1 protein-coding gene is annotated in these 1,064 nt (G+C 70.7%); it reads left to right on the top strand.

The features are described from left to right. Window positions 1-1,064, top strand: a 1,064-nt coding sequence (locus I5G_RS17950) for a sodium:proton antiporter (protein ID WP_022880295.1), incomplete at both ends; no start/stop codon positions are given.

The raw sequence follows: 1,064 nt of genomic DNA on the forward strand, positions 1-1,064 counted from the left end.
CCGCCGCTGCTGTACTCGGCCGCGCTGCAACTGCCAGCGATCGAGTTCCGCCGCGACTTCGCTCCGATCGCGGGGCTGTCGGTGCTCCTCGTCGTGCTGAGCTCGCTCGGCCTCGGCCTGTTCTTCGCCGCCGTCATCCCGGGACTCGGACTCGCGCTCGGCGTGGCGCTCGGCGCGATCCTGAGTCCGACGGATGCCGTGGCCACCTCGATCGCCAAGCGTCTGGGCATCGCTCCCCGCGTCATCACGCTCCTCGAGGGCGAGAGCCTCCTCAACGACGCGACCGCGCTCGTGCTCTTGCGGACGGCCGTGGCGGCCGTGGCATCCAGCTTCGCCTTCGGCGACGCGGTGGCCAACTTCGCCTGGGCCGTCGTGATCGCCCTGGCGATCGGAGCGCTCGTCGGGTGGGGGAACCTGCGTGTGCGTGAGCGCGTCAGCAACCCCGCGGCGAACACCGCGCTGAGCTTCACGATCCCGTTCATCGCTTACCTCCCCACCGAGCATCTCGGTGGGTCGGGGCTCGTGGCGGCGGTGGTCGCGGGGATCGTCACCGGGCAGGGCGCGGCCCGCCGCTTCACCCCCGAGCAGCGGCTCAGCGACCGACTCAACTGGCGGACGATCGAGTTGATCCTCGAGGGCGGCGTCTTCCTCGTCTTCGGCCTGGAACTGAAGGACATCGTCAACGCCAACCTCGGCCAGCACGAGGGCCTCTGGTACGGCACGTGGCTCGCGCTCAGCGCCCTGGGCATCTCGCTCGGGGTGCGCGCCTTGTACGTCGGGGGGATCATCTGGCTGCAGGGCCGGCGCAGCCGGAGGCGCGTCACCCACCGCAAACGGGCGGAGAAGATCAGCGAGCGCATCGACGAGATGGAACAGGCGTATCGTGCCGATCCCGCCGCGTTCGAGAGCCGGGTCTCCGACCCCGACCGGGCCAAACGCGGCTTCGGCCTGGTCCGCCGCCGGGTGACCCGAACCCTGGCCGACCTCGACTACTACCGCGACAGTCCCCTCGGCTGGCGGCACGGCATCATCATCGTCTGGGCCGGGATGCGCGGCGTCGTGAC

This window comes from Microbacterium sp. B19, assembly GCF_000333395.1.
Classification (GTDB): Bacteria; Actinomycetota; Actinomycetes; order Actinomycetales; family Microbacteriaceae; genus Microbacterium.